Origin of the sequence: Colwellia sp. TT2012, from assembly GCF_001440345.1 — a bacterium.
Lineage (GTDB): Bacteria > Pseudomonadota > Gammaproteobacteria > Enterobacterales > Alteromonadaceae > Colwellia.
In genome coordinates this window covers 272,983-286,294 of sequence record NZ_LJYX01000017.1, presented here as the reverse complement: position 1 = coordinate 286,294, position 13,312 = coordinate 272,983, and the positions used below count along the sequence as shown (strand labels likewise).

The 13,312-nt window shown below is 38.9% G+C and carries 12 protein-coding genes; 1 reads left to right on the top strand and 11 read right to left on the bottom strand.

The window, feature by feature from the left end; genetic code table 11:
• Positions 1–8: 8 nt before the first annotated feature.
• Together ASU03_RS10915 and ASU03_RS10910 are read right to left on the bottom strand one after the other, a co-directional pair.
• Entirely contained in the window at positions 9–1,319 is a 1,311-nt protein-coding gene (locus ASU03_RS10915) for a lipopolysaccharide biosynthesis protein (protein WP_057831849.1), read from the bottom strand.
• Complete coding sequence (locus ASU03_RS10910) at positions 1,309–2,349, bottom strand: glycosyltransferase family 4 protein (protein WP_057831848.1); 1,041 nt, start codon at positions 2,347–2,349, stop codon at positions 1,309–1,311. Before ASU03_RS10910 ends, ASU03_RS10915 begins: the two co-directional genes overlap by 11 nt.
• Positions 2,350–2,577: 228 nt before the next feature.
• Here ASU03_RS10910 and ASU03_RS10905 point away from each other — a divergent pair, with 228 nt between their 5' ends.
• Positions 2,578–3,555: an endonuclease/exonuclease/phosphatase family protein gene (locus tag ASU03_RS10905; RefSeq protein ID WP_197411243.1), complete on the top strand. Its 978-nt coding sequence runs from the start codon at positions 2,578–2,580 to the stop codon at positions 3,553–3,555.
• A 299-nt stretch (positions 3,556–3,854) separates the two neighbouring features.
• On the opposite strand, the gene ASU03_RS10900 is transcribed toward ASU03_RS10905, so the two are convergent.
• From ASU03_RS10900 to ASU03_RS10860, 9 genes are all read right to left on the bottom strand, one after another.
• The gene (locus ASU03_RS10900) at positions 3,855–4,550 is read right to left on the bottom strand and encodes a tyrosine-protein kinase family protein (protein WP_057831846.1); all 696 of its coding nucleotides are present in this window, start codon (positions 4,548–4,550) and stop codon (positions 3,855–3,857) included.
• A gap of 1 nt (position 4,551) precedes the next feature.
• Positions 4,552–6,660 carry an SLBB domain-containing protein gene (locus ASU03_RS10895; protein WP_057831845.1) on the bottom strand — a complete coding sequence of 703 codons (2,109 nt, stop codon included), beginning with the start codon at positions 6,658–6,660 and terminating at the stop codon, positions 4,552–4,554.
• Between the two features lie 37 nt (positions 6,661–6,697).
• Positions 6,698–7,501, bottom strand: a complete 804-nt coding sequence (locus ASU03_RS10890) for an OmpA family protein (protein WP_057831844.1) — start codon at positions 7,499–7,501, stop codon at positions 6,698–6,700.
• Positions 7,501–7,851: an STAS domain-containing protein gene (locus tag ASU03_RS10885; RefSeq protein ID WP_057831843.1), complete on the bottom strand. Its 351-nt coding sequence runs from the start codon at positions 7,849–7,851 to the stop codon at positions 7,501–7,503. Before ASU03_RS10885 ends, ASU03_RS10890 begins: the two co-directional genes overlap by 1 nt.
• A 162-nt stretch (positions 7,852–8,013) precedes the next feature.
• Entirely contained in the window at positions 8,014–8,895 is an 882-nt protein-coding gene (locus tag ASU03_RS10880) for a gluconeogenesis factor YvcK family protein (RefSeq protein ID WP_157465885.1), read from the bottom strand.
• Positions 8,896–8,929: 34 nt separating this feature from the next.
• Positions 8,930–9,571, bottom strand: a complete 642-nt coding sequence (locus ASU03_RS10875; protein ID WP_057831841.1) for a sugar transferase — start codon at positions 9,569–9,571, stop codon at positions 8,930–8,932.
• A gap of 8 nt (positions 9,572–9,579) precedes the next feature.
• Entirely contained in the window at positions 9,580–10,764 is a 1,185-nt protein-coding gene (locus ASU03_RS10870) for a glycosyltransferase family 2 protein (protein ID WP_057831840.1), read from the bottom strand.
• A complete protein-coding gene (locus tag ASU03_RS10865; RefSeq protein WP_057831839.1) occupies positions 10,758–11,852 on the bottom strand; it encodes a glycosyltransferase in 1,095 nt (364 codons plus the stop codon). Before ASU03_RS10865 ends, ASU03_RS10870 begins: the two co-directional genes overlap by 7 nt.
• Positions 11,853–11,862: 10 nt before the next feature.
• Positions 11,863–13,311: a GumC family protein gene (locus tag ASU03_RS10860; RefSeq protein ID WP_057831838.1), complete on the bottom strand. Its 1,449-nt coding sequence runs from the start codon at positions 13,309–13,311 to the stop codon at positions 11,863–11,865.
• Between the last annotated feature and the right edge of the window lies 1 nt (position 13,312).

Genomic DNA, 13,312 nt, shown 5'->3' with positions numbered 1-13,312 from the left:
AAGTCACCTTAGTTTATTTGACCAATGCAAGTCACAACAAAAGCGGCACTGATTGCTGAAAATAAATAACCCAATTTATAGGGTAGATAGACTTGTCGTTGACTGAAATAATAGAAAAGTGCCATACGTATAGCATTAGCTATAATGAGCGCTGCAAGTGCGCCTTTAATCATAAATAAGGGCACTAAAATAATAAGCAATAGCCCACCAAAGCCACTGGCCACTAAGTTAATATTCATTTGCACTTTAGAACTTTTTTCGACAAAACAACCAAGGTTTAATAAGTCGGCTAACATTTTCAATAGGGTGCATAGCAATAGCCAAGGTAATATGCCTATGGCAGCGTGATAGCTAACCGGGGTTAACCATTGAATTAATACCGGGCCTAATAAGCCAATGACACCACAAATGAGTACCGAAATAATGGCACCAAGTACGGCAAAGTGAGCATTTAAGGCCTTACCATTATGCTCTTTTAGTAGCGAAAATCGTTTAGGAAACCACCAGAGGGTAAAAGGTTGAATAAGCAGAGTTGGTACTAAGGCGAATTTTATCGCTATAGCATAGGTGGCAATTTCTGTGGCACCAAAATGATCTGCCAATAACCATCTATCCATACCTGATAAAGTAAATGTGGCGACACCACCAATAAAAATAGGCCCCGCATAGGATAGTATGTTGCTCATTTGCTGCAGTGAAAAACTGATTTTTGTTTCCTTTAATTGAATAACAGATAAAATAAGCGCGACAATCACAGCAGACACTGCTCCTGCGGCTAAAATACTGGTGATGCCCCAACCATTGACTAACCAATAAAAAGTGAGTGTGACTTGCAGCACTACCTTCAACATGGAGATACAAAAGAATAGCCCAGCTCGATCCGTGATCCGTAACCAAGCCAAAGGAATATTGATTAAACCACCGACACAAAGCGCAATGCCTAATAAATAGAGTTCATTTTCGGTAATGATGCCAGGTAAAAACAAGGCCAAGTCTTTAGAGTAAAAGTGAAAAAAGGCATATGAAAGAATCGCTATAATGCCGGCAATAAATAAACATTCAGCGGCATGGCGTTGCTTTTTTTCGATGCCATCGGCTAAGCCAACAAATCGATATAATGCTTCTACTAAGCCAAAACCTAATATAATCGAGACCACATTAGAAAATACTACTAACACTTCGAGTCGGCCATAATCTTCGGGCGTCAGGTAATGGGTATATACAGGCAGCATGAGCAAGGAAATACCTTTCATCAGAAAAATACTTAAGCCATAAAGTGCCGATTGGTTTAATAGGTTTTTATAGCGACTAATGTTCATGTGAACCACCTATTAATGCTTTACGGTAAACCTTGAAAATTTGAGGAATAATGGCGTGAGAAGAAAAATTGTTTTTAATATGTTGATAAGCAGACCAGGACATTTTTTTTCGTTGCTCACTTGACAACATTTGTCCCTGTTTAACGGCGTCAATAAAGGCTACTTCGTTTAATGGCGGTATTAGCCAGCCATTGATATTATTGATAACAACCGCTGAGATGCCACCAATATCATAACTAATTACGGGAATCCCTCTCACCAACGCTTCAAGGGCAACCAGCGGTAAACCTTCTTCACGGCTGGTAATACACAACAAGTTTATCTTGCACCAGTGTTGCTGCATGGAATTGACGTGCCCCATTAACATCACGTTATTTGTTGCCGCCATGCTGATTTCTTTTAACATAGGGCCGTTGCCATATATTGAAAATTGGTACTGTGGTAATTGCTTGGCGAGGCGTAAAAATAAATCAGGACCTTTTTCATAGCTTAATCGCCCAACAAAGGCTATCTGGCTAGCGAGTGTTGTTTCTGTTAATTTTTTCTCTGGTAATTCGACAAAATTTTCAATCACCTCGGCGGTTAAATTGGCCGACTTTTTGATTTGTTTAGAGACACAAATACAAGGGCTATAATGGGCTGTCATACGGTCAAGCCAGCGGTACAGCCTAATTTTAATACTGCCTTTCTCGCCTGAGTGGAAAGTTGAAACGACCGTTTTATTCGCTAATTTGCCAGTAAGTCGACCAATAATTCCCGCTTTGTAACCATGGGTGTGTACTAAATTAATGGCTGAATATTTAATTAATTTATAAAGTGTCGCTGGGTTACCGTCTAGTTTTACCAATATTGAACGCAGGAATTTATCTGACTCAAATACCGGATGTTTACCATAATTGTTTAGTAAAATAATTTGCACATTATGACCTGATTTATGCAGGCCTCTAGCAAGATTGACTACATGAGTTTCTATGCCACCATAGTTTCTACTATCCAGCAGTAGAGCTATGGTTAGGGTTTTAGCGGCCATATTAAACCTAAAATTCAAAGTGTCATAACTTTAAAATGCATAAAATAGGCCAGTTGAATATATAGCTTACTAGCATAGTTAGTGGCTAAAAGTACGGCTTTAATCGCAATATGCATAGCCAGTTAGAGCTTTGCAAAGCAAATTAGTAATTTGACTCTATTGTTCGCTTTAAATTAGCAGCGGGTGAGCTATCCAGTGAAGTATGGTATTTTGCGCTAACATTTAAGGATGAAAGTCACAATTATTCAGTCAAAAGGGCAAGTATCTATGGAGATAACGCTAGTTATTGCGTCAATACTCATATTTTTGCCAAGCATTATTTGGTACTTATTGAAACAGGCGCACTCACCTTGGTGGCTTGAGAATACTTTTACAACGCCTTTTATTGTCTTGCCAATATACATTGTCCTAATGTTCGTGCTTATTAGCTTGCTCTCCTGGCAAGATTGTCTGGGCTATTTATTGATTAATTTCATTGTTGCACTTTGTTTAAATAGCAACGGCAGCTTTAATAATAAAACCTGTGTTGATCCCGTTAGTTTTTTTCAATTTAACATCAAGTACCATGAGGGGGAAAATGAGCTAGCTGAGTTAATCGCTCACCTGATAGCGGAACACTATCATTTAATTACCTTACAAGGTGTTAGCCAGCAAGCAAAGAGGCAATTGATAGTGCAGTTAACGCCGTATTTTCCTTATTTTGTCAGTGGTGAAAGTCAGCGACAGCAGATTTTTAGCGATCAGCTATTGTTTAGTCGCTACCCATTTACGCATATTAAATATTATAAAAGTGGCCATAGTGCCTTTTTAATCACTAGCCGATGGCAACTGCCTTTTAACGAAATTAACTTGCTTACTTTGCATCCGCCTTCGCCACGTAATGAAAAATTATGGCAAACTAGGAATAAAACTTTATACCAATTAAAGCAATCACTTAAAACCACCCCATTGACAAAGTCGTTAGTGATAGGGGATTTGAATTTATCAAAACATTCAAGACGAATGGATAAACTGATGGAGGGCATGAAGACGGAATTTGTTAATTCATGGCCTAATATACCTTACAGTTTGCCCGTTTTTGGTTTAGCCATTGATCACTTTTGGCTTTCAGCACCGGAAAGTATTTGCTCTCGACAGCGTATTAGTCAGTTTAGTTGGTCAGATCATTATGCGGTTAAAACTCAGGTTGATTTTAGCAAAGAATAATAGCCAGTATATTAAGTTAGTAGTCAATCATAGCTTGTCAGCGGCTTGATAATAAGTATGTTTTTTTGTACTTAGTCATTCTATACTTAATAGATTTTGGACGATGAACGATGCGCTGACAAGGCTCTAAATGACGATTTTATCAGGCTTAGCGTCTAGGTTGTTATTTTGAACTGGGAGTAACCATTCACATTAAGCAATGCTTAACTTTAATATTTTTACCCCGTCGCTGAGTGGCAATAAAGGTATTATAATTACTCTGATATCTTTAAATTGGTAGGGATAAAAATAGTCTCTCTTTAGATCGAGACATTGAGTAAAACGGTGGACGCTAATTTTTTTCTTAGCTTGCTCATCAATACCGGGCATAGCCAGTTAAGTCGATGGCTTTCTCGTTGCAACTCGACTAATAACGAAGGGTTACTTTTATCATTCAATACGGAACCGATTAAATTAACTTTTTTATTTTTAAGTTTTTCAATGCTCTCTTGTATTGAACTTGCGGGGGTTCTGCCCGCTTCTATGACCAATATAGTACCCTGACAAACTTCACTAATGATCTCTGCGGCTATATTACTTTGATTTAATGATGTTAATGCTGAAGTATCAAAAATAATACAGTCAAAATCTACCAACCAACGCTTGATCGCGTCAAGCAGAAATTTGCTTTCCCTATACTGTAATACATCGCGGATATTTTGCGGGGCTGGCAGCAAGCTATAACCTTTACTTTCGATGGCAATAATTTCATTTTCAGCGACGTGGTTGTTCATCGACATCAATAATTTTTCAGACAATGCTGGATTAAAAGTGTTCATTTCAACGAGTAATACTTTTTTACCAACAACTTGCGCGCGTTCAACAATCGCTTGCGCTATGGTGGTTTTTCCTTCGCCTGCTATAGCAGAAGTGACTGCTAAGGTTTTATAGCCTGAGCCGATTGTTTGATTATAGATAGCTTCAACTTCAGCATAATGAATAGGTAGCACGGACATGTTATAGCCCTCCCACAATGGCCACGAGTGAAACGATACTAACGATGTCTTTGACATTAGCCATAAATATATTCCAGTTGCTTTGCGATAAATCGGGGACAAAAACAGTATCGCCAGCACGCACTAAGGGTAAAGTGTTAAAATCTGGATGTTCAATAAATTCTTCTAAGTTAAATATATGACTAACATTCTCTTGTGTTTGACTGCGAGATATATTAACCACCATTATTTTTTCTAAATAGGCCGTTTTTGTCGGACCGCCTGATTCAGCCAGTAAGTCTAACAATGTCATATCAGGGCTAAATAAATAACGGCCAGGTTTTGCCACTGCACCTATGATGCGCACCGTTTGTTCTTTTTTATAATCTAACCAGGGTCGGTCCCTTTCTGGCACATAGATACTGTCCCCTGATTTGACTATGGGTAATAAGGTCTCATCACCTGTTTCAAAGTACAAGGCTAAATCAAGCGTTGTTACTTTGCTTTGCACGCTATTGCGGTGGGTAATTTTAATATTATGAATATCTGCTCGTTGATTTGGCCCATCAGCGGCGGAAAGTATATCTAAAAAATGCATTTTATTATTAAAAGCATATCGACCGGGTTGTCCTACTTGGCCAAAAACATAAATAGACGATGCTTGAGATTGGCGCAACCATCGTGCCTTGTTATCAATAACATCACGAGGCCGCTCACTGACATAAATAGTGTCTCCTGCGCCTACTTTAGGCAAAAGAGAAAAGTCGCCACCTTCAGTGAAGAAGTGTTCCAAGTCGAAGGGCTTCATTCGTTTACTTTGGCCTTTTTTTATTATTCTAATTTGTGACATATCGGCATCTTGCGTTGGGCCGCCAGCATGAGCTAGGATATCAAGAAAACTCATTTCGTCGCCCCATTCATATCGGCCGGGTTTGTTCACCGCTCCCATTACTCTTATGGCTCTATCAGGGGTGATTTTAAGCCATGACTTTTCATTCATATCCGTTTTTTCAGGTACAAAGATAGCGTCACCTGGGTACACTTTTGGTATAGCTGCTTGTGTTAACCCTTCGGTAAATGCCTGTAAATCGAAAGCATCCACTTGACCCGTAGCGCGTATTATTCTGATTTTTCTTGAGTCTGCGAAACGAGTGGGCCCACCCGCATTGGCTAAAATATCAAAAAACTCAGTGCCGGCTGGCGCTTCATATGCTCCAGGCTTGAACACCTCCCCCATAACATAGACGGTTCGTAAGCCACGTTTAACTTCTTCTTCCCGTATGGGCACAAATAAAGTTGCGCCCGCGGTGATTTTTGGTATATGAGATGCATCACCCGTATCTAAATATCTCTTTAGGTCAAACAGTTGCGGAGTGCCATTATTAATGACTCTGATATGTTCAACGCCGGCATAGCGAGTGACGCCGCCAGCTCTCATCAGCATGTCAACAATGGTATTGCCTTCTTTATATGAAAATATGCCGGGCTTGAGCACTTCACCAAACACCTTGATTGCCGTTTCTGCGGCTGAGCCATCGCCACTGGCGGATAATGTCGCGGCATCAAAATCCATTTGCACATTACCAATCAAGGGGGATGCTGGGACAAAAATAATATCTAATGGGCTTATATCCGGTAAAATTGAAAAGTCGCCGGTGTCTAAATATTTTTTATAATCAAAAATGGTGATTACACCCTGGCGATTTAATTGTAATCGGTCTAACTGGGCACCTGAACTGGCGCCACCTGCTTTTTGTAGCGCCATTTGTACATTCGCCCCCTCAGGTAAATCGACCATGCCGGGATTATTAACAAAACCTAATACTTGGATAGGTATGCGTCTTTCAATTAAGTACAGTTGAAAGTTGTTGATGGCCCGATATTCTTCACCTAATAGGTGAGCTAGGTCTAGGCTTGCTTGCTTTAGTGTTTTACCGGCAATGGATATTTTACCTATTTCAGGTAAGTTTAAAGTACCATCTCTTTTCACTTGGAAGGGGTTTTCAAATTCTATTTCACCAGGGATTTCAATTTGTAGTACGTCGCCAGGGCGAATAGTAATGTCACTTGCTTGCGCATAACTTGTCATAACAAATAAGCAGGTTAAAAGAAACATTAATAATTTACCCATGGTCAATCTCCTAGATTGTGCGTTTATCGCTAACATCTTAAAAAACTAAGGAAATAGAAGTAAAGCGATTAAACACTCGGGCAACATCACTACGCTCTAATTCCCTGAGGCTCTGCTCTCCTTGGCTTTCAATAACTATTTTTGCTGCCTCAATACCATGGTCAGTAAAAAATTTAGCCACAGTATCGGCCCGTTTTTGACTTAATTTCCTGTTATATGCTGTGCTTCCTTTGCTATCTGTATGGCCAATAATATGTAATTTTGCACTAGGGTAGCTTTTAATTAAATCAATAAGCCTATTGAGGGCTTGATAATATATCGGTTTAATTTTGTCTTGGTCAAAGTCATGCAGTGTTTCGGTGATAAAAGTGTGCTTTATATCAATGCTGCTTTTAGCCATCGATGGTTTTTTACATTGCTTAAAATCACCTTCACGATACCAGCGTTTAAGCACGGTACTTTTATTGGTATAACCGCAGCCTCTGCGGCCATTAATATATTGATTGATACAACGAATCTTTCGTATTTGCCGGTCGAGTGCAACTAAGGTTATAAAAGCATCCTTCTCCATCTCTGCATTATGTTCTTGTCTCGCTAGCGCTAGCAATGATTCGGCTATGGTTAATTGTCCCAATATACAATTTTTAGAACCTTGTTGTTCTAATGCCAAGAGCTGAGACTCAGCGCTAACAATATAGCTATGCATACGCGCTTTCTCACTGCTCTTTGAATTAGTAACCTCAAAAAGTAACGTGCTGTTGTTATCAAGTGTTGTTGAGGAACTACAAGCTAACACTGCTATGGCAGTGCTGAGTGACAATAAAAGAGGCCGAATCAGCATTAGCTGGCAACTAGCATATTTGTTGTACTCGCTAGGTAATCGTCGAGATTTTGATAGCAATTTATCGTTTTATCTAGAAACAACATTTGAAAGAGCTCCAAGGGTTGTTGTGCTAAGCCAATAACATATACGCTATAACCTTTAGTGATCATTCTTTTATATAAAAAGACAATGGCGCCAATGCCTGAGGAGTCAATAAAGTTTACATGCTCAAGATCAAATATGATGTTAGTCGCGAATTTACTGTACCTTTCTATATCATCTTTCATGATCTTTACTGCCTCAGCATCAAAGTTATCATGTAGTTTAATAATAAAATCGTTATTGAATTCATAGGTTTTATTTAACATAACTAATCTCACAAATTAAGTTAACACACCTATATAATGGCAATGTTCATGCCATGTATTTTTAGCCTAAAATACAATGGGTTATGTTTTATAGCTAGGTGTGTTTGTCTTGAGTCGCAAATTAAATTGCAAATTGCAACCGAAAAAATTTCAGGAGAAATACTAGGGTTTTAGTAAGGCAAGTAACTGGTTTCTGTAGAATCTATATTGGTGTTTACCATGTATATCGGCAGGCAGTTCGGCGATTGTGTATGGCTGACATAATTCGATAGACTTAGGTACTCTATGGCGAGGAATCAAGCAATGGATTTCTTTGACAAGTCCAAGCTTTCGAATAAATTCAAGATGATAATGTATTTCATCGTATTTATTGTTAAATTCATCTTTAACATTGGCGATAAAATATACGGTTAAATTATTATTGCGGTTAATGACATCAACTACGGCGGTCATTAATAGGCTTGGTAAAGTGCTGGTATAGAAACTGCCAGGACCAAGAAATAAAACATCGGCATTTTTTAAATTTTGTAATACTTCTTTACTTGGTTTTACCATAGGGGTTAAACCAAGTTTATTGATCTCTTGACTAACATTATCATCAATCTCTACTTCACCAATATAGCAATGTTCGGATGAATGACTCACTAGTTGGGTTATGGCATCGGACATAGGTAAAATATTTGCTTTAATACCTAAATACTCTCGCATTACTTGTACCGTTTCTGTTGGTCTAATGCATAAAGAATCAACGGCGCAAAACATCAAATTACCTAAGCTATGTCCTGATAAGTCACCTAGGTTATCGAAGCGATATTCAAATAACAGTGATTTAGTGGATGCCTGCTTGGTTAATCTGGATAAACAATAACGAATATCCCCCCAGGAAATTGTTGCGCCGCTATCCCTTAAACGGCCGGTAGAACCGCCATTGTCGGTAGTACTGACAATGCCGGTTAAATTGACAAAGTCAAAATCATCAATAATCTCTAAAAGGTGGCCTAAGCCGTGGCCGCCACCAATGCAAGTCACATTAATATTTGTCATAGGCTTAACAAGCTCTTTTATTGTTGTGGCTAGATTATTGTCCACGTCCCAGTACCATTATAAGCAAGGTTTTGAAAAGTATCCTTATATCCATCAATAACCAACTACCTAGTTTAGTGAGTGATAGCGAGTAGGCAAAGTCATAAGCTATTTTAGTTTTAACGTCGTCAATACAGGTATCATACCCCTGAGAAACTTGTGCTAAGCCGGTAATTCCAGGAGTGATCTGATAAGTTCTCTCAGAATAAAAGGGGATTTGTTTTTCTAGGTTTTTGACTATTTCAGGCCTTTCTGGTCGAGGACCGATCAGTGACATTTCACCTTTAATAACATTAATAAATTGCGGTAGTTCATCTAGTCGGGTTTTTCTCAGTAACTTGCCTACATAGGTAAGCCTTTTATCGTTAGCGAGAGCCCAAACCGCACCCGTTTCTGCCTCGGCATCATTAATCATGGTGCGAAACTTGATCATGTAGAAATGTTCTACTTTTCTTGATTTAACTTTACCTACCCTTAATTGGCAATAAAAAATTGGACCTGGCGTTGATAGTTTTATCATCAGGGCTATAACCACAGCCAAGGGGCAGGTGAGTACCAAGCATATTATGGCAAAAACTATGTCGATACTTCGTTTGAGAAAAGAAATTCTGGGGTGAATAAAACTCGTTTGTTTCATGGTAGCTCCTAAATTTTAGTCCAAACTTTTTCTTGTCGGCCAAAGATAAACTTTAAACAACCTTTAAGGGCGACCCAATAGCCAGTGATTAAATAACAGAGTAGTTTTAATACTTTTAACTTGGGTGCTAGGTGAAAGACATTCATTAACCAGACCATACCGTATAACAATACTTGGCAGACAAATAGCGCCAGAAAAAAGCTGTAAAAGGCAGCTAGGTACATATTACTGATAAAGATAAGCACTAAAATAAAAGGCGTTATTGCTCTTAACGCCTTGCCTGAAGCAAAGTTTATTGCATTCCAGCCATACTTTGGTGATAACAAGGGCAGTAAATAGATGAGTTGTTGGAAGTTACCCGCCGCTATTCTTAAACGTCGGGTCATATCTTGTTCTAAATTGACTTGCTCTAATTCAATAGCCACGACTCGAGGTTCGTAAATCACTCGATAGCCCTGCTTAATAACATTCATGGGGATCAAAAAATCATCATTAATAGTGTCCGCTGGAATGTCTTCATAACATGACTTCCTTAGTGCATAAAAAGCACCGTGAGCACCCAATACACTAGCAAGAGAGCTTTCTCTTGTTTTGACCATGGATTGATATCGCCAGTAATATTGCTCACCTTCCGTGCCTTTCTTGATGAATTTATAGCCACCAGAGACCGCACCCACTAGGGTATTGGTAAAGTGGCTATCTAACATAAGTAAACAATTCACTGGCAATAATGCTGAAACATCACTAAAGACAATGTTATCAAACTTTGCTTTTTTTACCCCCTCTTTGAGCACCGCCACTTTTCCTCGATTGTCTTTAAAATTTATCAATTGGCAGTTCAAATCTTGGCAAGCAAGCTCAGATAGGGTTTGCTTGGCAATGTTATAAGTTTCATCATGGCAGCCATCGCATAATAAAATTAGTTCATATTTGTCACTTGGATAGTCAATAACGCTTAAGTTTCTAATTTTCTCAGCAATGAATTTAGCCTCATTAAATGCGGGGATAACAATTGAAAAACTATTCAGTTTTTGGTCCTCGGCACTAAAAATGTAACGACGTTTTTTTATGCTAGGAGGGGCTACTTTATTATTTCTAGTGGCTAATTTGAGCAGCACCGGATAAAGGAGGTGGTGATAAATCACTAAAAACATTGCCATTGCGAAGATAGTTATCATTATCATGTCTAACATAGCTTGCACCTTAACTCTAGTTGGATTAATGAAAGGTATTGCTTGATCATATTATTGATAGAACGGTGGTTTTGGATAAATTTTCTGGGTGAATGATTATTTTTTTGGTTTAGTGAGCGTATTAACGCTTGTGCTAATAAAGTGGGATTATTGGCTTTAACCATAATGCCGGTTTTGCGACAAACGGCCTCCTTGCAGCCACCAACATCAGTTAATACCACTGGCACTCCACACGCCTGAGCTTCCATAGGAGATAAAGGTAAACCTTCGTTATTCGACGATAAACAAAAAACATCAAGTAACGGATAGAATGAGGTCATATCACTAATATGACCTAAGAAGAAAACTCTATTTTCTAAATGTAATTGCAACACTAATTGCTCTAATTGTGCTTTTAAACTACCTGTACCAGCAAGTAATAACGCAATATTATTGGGCAGTTTAGCCAATGCTTTAATAAGAACTTCATGTGATTTAACAGACTCTAACCTTGCTGCGCAACCAATAAACTTGAACTGGCTTGGTAAGCCAGCCTGTTGCAGTAGTTTGTTTTTATTGATCACTGAGGGTTTAAATTTATCAGTATCTACGCCGTTGGTAATGACGATAGGATTTAATGACGGCATTAACCGCTTAACTTGTTTAGCAACAAAGTAGGCATCAGCGACATAAATAGGGCGAACCAAGGTGATAATAAGTTGTTGCAGCAACCTAGGTCGAAACTCTGCTAGGTGCCAGGCATCATGTTCGGTATGAATAATATGACTAATGTTGGCTAATCTTGCCGCGATACCACCATAAATCAGTGGACCTATATGATGAGTATGCACATAGATAGGCTTAACCTTTTCAAAAAATGTTTTTAGTTGCATGAAAATATTAGCTTGCCAACCCGGCTTTTTGTCTAATACATGGATAAATTTTTTACCACTGTCAATATTATGCCAATAATCTTTAACGTGGTGATTTTCTAGAGAAATAATATGGACATCAAAAAAGGGTTGCGCGGCACGTTGAAATTCTAGCGCAAAACTTTCTATACCACCGGGTTTTAAGTGTTGTACTACATGAACAATGACAGGTTTCATCGGGCTTCTCCTATACTTTGTTGACGCCAATATGGGGTAATCGTGTTATGACGGGAGCTGAGGTTATTAATTCCAGTTGATATTTCCCGCGGATTGAGGTGTCAGCTATTTCAGCAAATAGCACTAAGCCACCACCTAAACTAATGCCACCGATAATGCCGGCTAAGAGAAAAATAGACAGCGGGAAGTTGGTCGGAGAGCTAGGTCTATAGGGTTCATCGATTATTTTGATTCTCTCAGGCTGTTCAAACCGGCCGAGGGCACCCGTTATTTTTGCCTTTTCAAAGCGGTATAGTAAATCACTGTACAGATTCCGTTTTACCGTAAGGTTTCTTTCAAGCTCTAACAGTTGTCTTTCCATTTCCCCGGTACCGGCAAGAGACGCTTTTAACCGTTGTGTTTGTCTTTCGATGGAATGTATTTCTTCTTTTATCTGCTCTACGTGACCATCGGCGAGTTGCAGTTCTTGCAGTTGTGACACCAGTAATAAATGGTGATTATTATCAACCTTGCCATCCTGCATATTGCTGGCTATTTCCCATAAACGATTTAGGTCGACCTCGTTTATTTTGTATGATGCTTTACTTTGAATTACCCGTTCATTTTCCAGTTGGGTTAATTTTCTCAGTGCTATTTCTACTCGGCTATGGCGGTCAGTGTAACGCGACCTCAATATGGCCAATTCACTTTTTGTATTGACTATGCTTTGTTCTATCTCACTCATTACGGGGTCAACCTGAGCGAGTCTGGTACGAATGGTTCTTTTGGCGGCAATGGCTCCCGATAAGGCGATTCTTCGTTGCTCAAGCAAATCACTTAATTGGCCAAAACGGCTGCTATTTGTATTATAAAGTCGAGGTAAATGCTCAGCATTAAATTGTTTAAACTCAGCTAAACGATATTCTGCTGCTTGTAAGTCAATTATTTTTATTTTTAGTTGGCCAGTTAAAAATGTTTCTGATGCGTCTAGTGCCGATAATTCGGGCGCTAAAAGGGTCTCTAAGAATCGTTTCCTCACCATAAGTAAAACATTGACTATATTTTCAGGTGAATCGGTAAGGTAAATAATTTTAACCAGATCTTTGCCGATAAGTTTTACCTTAAGCGCCGCAGACAACTCCTTCACTAAGTTCTCTTTTTGTAAGTCACTTGAGTCTTCATCAATCAGTCCTAAATCTAGCGCAACATTGATCAACATATGTCGACTATGAAGTAGGGTATCTAATGTGGTTATTCTATTTTCTAAATCTGTTGATACCGATAAGTCTTTAAGGAATGGATTCATTTTGGCACTTTCTTGCACCAATATTGTGGTGTGCGCTTGCCAATTTCTTGGGGTAATGAAGCAGGCGATGACGGCAATAAGTGGTAATGTTATTATCGGAAAAATAACCAAATAACGATGACGCCATATCGCCGCTAAAATCAGGTGAATATTTATAATTATAGATGTCTGCATC